Source organism: Pseudoalteromonas shioyasakiensis, from assembly GCF_022398475.1.
In the GTDB taxonomy this organism is placed as follows: domain Bacteria; phylum Pseudomonadota; class Gammaproteobacteria; order Enterobacterales; family Alteromonadaceae; genus Pseudoalteromonas.
The window spans coordinates 1-3,815 of sequence record NZ_JAKEVM010000229.1 but is presented as its reverse complement, the minus strand read 5'-3'; the positions used below and the strand labels follow the sequence as shown (position 1 = coordinate 3,815).

The 3,815-nt window shown below is 36.2% G+C and carries 2 protein-coding genes and 4 tRNA genes; 1 reads left to right on the top strand and 5 read right to left on the bottom strand.

The window, feature by feature from the left end; translation table 11 throughout:
- Positions 1 to 54: 54 nt before the first annotated feature.
- The 5 genes from L1D51_RS20860 to L1D51_RS20840 form a co-directional block, all read right to left on the bottom strand.
- Positions 55 to 131: transfer RNA gene (locus tag L1D51_RS20860), tRNA-Asn, on the bottom strand.
- A gap of 29 nt (positions 132 to 160) precedes the next feature.
- Positions 161 to 237 (bottom strand) — tRNA-Asn (locus tag L1D51_RS20855).
- Between the two features lie 19 nt (positions 238 to 256).
- A tRNA-Asn gene (locus L1D51_RS20850) sits at positions 257 to 333 on the bottom strand.
- Positions 334 to 354: 21 nt separating this feature from the next.
- A tRNA-Asn gene (locus tag L1D51_RS20845) sits at positions 355 to 431 on the bottom strand.
- A gap of 489 nt (positions 432 to 920) precedes the next feature.
- Complete coding sequence (locus L1D51_RS20840; protein ID WP_239964748.1) at positions 921 to 1,811, bottom strand: hypothetical protein; 891 nt, start codon at positions 1,809 to 1,811, stop codon at positions 921 to 923.
- Positions 1,812 to 1,864: 53 nt separating this feature from the next.
- Between L1D51_RS20840 and L1D51_RS20835 the strand changes: the two genes are divergently transcribed.
- On the top strand, positions 1,865 to 3,478 hold the full coding sequence (locus tag L1D51_RS20835; RefSeq protein WP_239964747.1) for a KAP family P-loop NTPase fold protein: 1,614 nt from the start codon (positions 1,865 to 1,867) through the stop codon (positions 3,476 to 3,478).
- The last annotated feature ends 337 nt before the right edge of the window (positions 3,479 to 3,815 follow it).

Here is a 3,815-nt window from a genome sequence, read left to right as displayed (position 1 = left end):
GTCTAATACAATCGACGAATAATAGTAGATAAAATTTTAATAGATTCGCGGAGTTGGCTCCCCCTCCCCGACTCGAACGGGGGACCTGCGGATTAACAGTCCGTCGCTCTAACCAACTGAGCTAAGGGGGAACTAAATAGAGTAGTGTGGTGCTATGATTTGGCTCCCCCTCCCCGACTCGAACGGGGGACCTGCGGATTAACAGTCCGTCGCTCTAACCAACTGAGCTAAGGGGGAACAATCATATTCATAAACTTGGCTCCCCCTCCCCGACTCGAACGGGGGACCTGCGGATTAACAGTCCGTCGCTCTAACCAACTGAGCTAAGGGGGAAACGTTTATGATTGAAAAACTTGGCTCCCCCTCCCCGACTCGAACGGGGGACCTGCGGATTAACAGTCCGTCGCTCTAACCAACTGAGCTAAGGGGGAAGCGTCATGCCTTTCAACGGGGCGAAATATTAATGACAGCATTGCAAAGTGTCAACATAAAAACTTCATAAATTCAAAAAAGAAGCTTATTCGATGTTTTTATGTTCGATCTGAGCAAAATGTAGCTGAAAAGCTCAGCTTTTTTTGCTTGGCAGCGGGGGATCTATGTCGAAAGCTTGGCTTTTTTGCATGCTTTTTAAGCAGTGACACATTTTTTAAAAATATAAAAAAGTTTCTTTGCTAAGTTATTCTTTACCAAATCGAGGAAATCACTATTTATGTAATGTTTTCAAATTTTAAAGTTGATCCTATAGAGCATTTGAATGCTCTGTAGGCATTGCGATGTATTCAAATATGGTAGGAGTTCAACGGCCAAAGCATTGAAGCCTTAGCCATTAAATTTGATTTAACGCAAAGGCGTGTTGCTGAAATTATTCAGCAACAGCGAGGGGGGAAGTGCAAAGACGACAGAGGTGCTTGTTTTAAGATTTATAATATATTGGGTAAATTTGTGTTGTAACCGAGCTTCAACTCTTGAGATATGACTTTCGCTTTTAAATGAATAATTTCTAAAGCCCCTTCATCTTGAAGGTAGACAAATGTACTTGGCTCACCTAAGTTGTTACCGTCACACTCTGTAATTGACCTCATATTGAACTCATTTAAAATTTCACTCAAAAGGTTAGCATCTAAATTTCCATCATTAGCTTGGATCTCTGCAATAGTGAGGTATTTGTTTTTGCATCGGTATAGGCTTGTGAGGATGTTTAACTTACAAACTTCTTTAAAATTTAACTGCTTATTTAATAAATCCGGGGATATTTCTGTTTCAATAAGTAGAGGGGTGAACATATTAAAACGATCTTTTAGTGAGGCTAATTCAGAGTTGTATTGTTCTTTTTTAGCATTCAACTCTTTCTCTTTAATGTTTAGCTCATTCTTCAAACGAGACTCAGCAAATTCTAGCTCTCCATTTATGGACTCTAATTCCATTTTTAATTTATTGACTTGAGTATGCTCGTCATCTGAAAAGCTTTCATTAATAGCTTTAACCGCTCTCTTGAAGCTTATATCTATATTTAAGCCTAATAGATGTATTTTATTAGTAAAGAGCTTCAAATAAAGAGAGAGGAAAGGAACAATTGTTGATGCGGCAATAGAGCAACCCAATGGGTAAAGAAAATTTTGCATAAGATCTTTGTGGTTTTCATTAACCCATTTTAATTTGTATAGCATTGCTTCATCGCCAAAAGTTACAAACAAAACAGCTTCCCAATTAAAAACAAACCAAAATATAATGAAACTACCCAAAATAGGGTGTGTGATCCTATTTTGAATGGCAGTTTTGGTGGAGTCAAAAATCTCAGGTATTGAAGACATCGTAAATCCTTTTGTTTATAGTTATGTATTATGACAATAAAAAGGGATATTACATGAGTCGATTTAACTGGGATAGTGGAGCATTATTTCAGAGTGAAAATTTACCACCAGATCTGCTTGATAGAGCAAAGCATGCTCGTTTTCTTACAATAACAATCAATAATGAGGTCAACCCAGACCGCGGGAATGATATTGATAGTATCAAAAGTCATGTTCTTAACTTAAATGCTGATTGGGGAGCTGGCAAAACTTACTTTTTGAAGCGGTGGGCTAATTCATTAAAACAAGATCATCCTGTAGTATATATTGATACGTGGTCAACAGATTACCTTGAATCTCCACTAATTACTGTTCTGACTGAGTTGTTGGAGCAACTAAAAGAGCAAACATCAGAAAAAGTCTCTCAGACGGCCATCGACAAAGCAAATATTGTACTAAAAAAAGCTGCACCTAAAGTTGCAAGTGCTGTGATGAAAAAGTTTCTAGGCTTTGATTTAAGTATTTTCACTTCTGATAGTGAAAATCAAACAGCAGACCCTAAAAGTAATGACGACACTAAGTCTAATGATAGTAAAAAAAATGAGATTAATTTCGCAGCTGCTGGTGAAGCGATTCTCAATGAATTCTACAACGAACACAAAAGCCACAAACAAAATGTAGAAGCATTGAGTAAATCAATAAAAGACTGGGTCAAACTTGTTAAAGAAAATCCTGTTAATAAAATATGTACGACCACAATCGATTACCCTGCCTATATTTTTATTGATGAGTTAGATCGGTGCAAGCCAACTTATGCTGTAGAAATGCTAGAAGCAATAAAGCATGTTTTTGATATATCAGGGCTTGTTTTTGTCGTTGCAACAAATACGAAAGAACTCCAACACACTATTAAAGCGGTCTATGGAGCTGGCTTCAACGCTGAGTCATATTTAAATCGGTTCTTTGATAGTAAATACTTTATAAGAACAAGTTTATCAGTCGAAATGCTATTAACACATTGTGAAACAACTTTTTTAGAATCTGACTATTTAGTCGATAAAAATGTTGTGCTTTTTCCGTTTGTTGATGAAACTAAAGAGAAACTTTTAAGTTTTGCTGTGTCGCTATTCAATGCTTTTGAAATAGCACCTAGAGAAGCAATAAAAATAATTAATCGATTAAAGTTTTCTGTATTATCACTTGCAAATGTAAAAGTTGATATCAGTGTATTGTTAGTAATGATAACTTTATTGAGTCATAGCAAAGAAAAGTACGATACATTTCTCTTTGAAATGCTCAATTATCGATACGCAAATATCAGTCACGTTACAAGACTATCGGAAGTACAAACAGCTATATCGAAGGTTAGAATTAATATGAATAATGAAGAGCAGGAGAGAGAAATAGCTGAAGAATCGCTTAAGTTGGGAAAAGACATTTCAAGCTATCTCAAGTCTACTAATAGTTTTTCTTTCTCACATTATTTAGCAGCGATTAGCGAGAGGGTAAACGGACCTTTCGGAACCTTAATTAATACTTTAATTAGTAATAAAGGGAAGATCAGGGGAAGCTCAGAACCTGATTATGGCTTGATGGTCAGAATATTAAAGTGTTTTAATGATGTTGAAATGAACATAGAGAAATATAAAGATGTCGTTGAGTTAGCAAATAATCTTGATATGGCGTAATTCCCGAAACCCCGCACGGCCATAACTAACAGAACCCCAAACACAACACCGAAAAACAACATGGTTTTTTTGGTGTGCTTTCAACGCCTAATCTAACTTACTTTAAACAATCGCCTGAAGTTCAAGTAGCCCTTGCCTCAAGCTTGCTAAAATTAGCTAACTGCATGATTACTATTTTGTATTTTAAGGGGTTAGGAGCCTATGCTGGGTTAAAGGTTAAGCTTCAGAGCAAAGATTCATATGTAAATATGGAACAGATTAGTGTAAATGCTAACGCTTTTTACTATAAAAGTATATTTAATTAGTTGGCATGCATATCATTTAATATACTCAATGT